Source organism: Haloferax sp. Atlit-6N (genome assembly GCF_003383195.1).
Classification (GTDB): Archaea; Halobacteriota; Halobacteria; order Halobacteriales; family Haloferacaceae; genus Haloferax; species Haloferax gibbonsii.
In genome coordinates this window covers 1-653 of sequence record NZ_QEQJ01000082.1, presented here as the reverse complement: position 1 = coordinate 653, position 653 = coordinate 1, and the positions used below count along the sequence as shown (strand labels likewise).

Below are 653 nucleotides of genomic sequence, written 5' to 3'. Positions count from 1 at the left end.
GGTCTCGTTTACCACCGGCATTACGATGTGTGAGAACCTGTCGAACTCACTATATCGGGTGACTCCCGAGGGCCAACTCAAGCCGGATTTGGCCGCGGAAATGCCCGAGATATCCAACGGTGGGAAGCAATATACGGTAAAAATTCGTGAGGGCGTGCAGTTCCACGAACCATACAACCGTGAAATGACTGCTGAGGACGTCGTATGGAACTTCCGCAAGATTCTAGACAAAGAATACGGGGCGGCAGGCCGTGGCGCATACGTTGGGACGCTCGTCGGTGACGGGATCGACCCCCAAGAGACGGTTCAAAAGACCGGCGAGTACGAAGTAACGTTCAACCTTGCAGAACCGTACGCACCGTTTCTGTACAAGCAGGCGTCGATGTCCGCATTCGCGTGGTTCTCCATCATTCCGCCAGAATCCTTGGAGGAACACGGCGAGAGCCTTGGGACGACGGACACGGGTGCCTGGGCGACGGGGCCGTTCCAGTACGTTCCCGAGGAGTCACAAGGAGGCTCAAAGTTCGTATTCGAGAAGAACCCGAATTACTTCCGCGAGGGCGAGGCTGGTCAACTGCCGTATCTCGACCGGCTCGTCTACCAAGTCGTCCCGGAAGCAAGCGTCCGCTCGACCCAACTGAAATCGGGTGGTG

General features: G+C 57.0%; 1 protein-coding gene. It reads left to right on the top strand.

Annotation, left to right across the window (positions count from 1 at the left end; translation table 11 throughout):
* Positions 1-100 precede the first annotated feature (100 nt).
* A partial coding sequence (locus DEQ92_RS21265) for an ABC transporter substrate-binding protein (RefSeq protein WP_233516932.1) occupies positions 101-653 on the top strand: 553 nt, incomplete at its 3' end.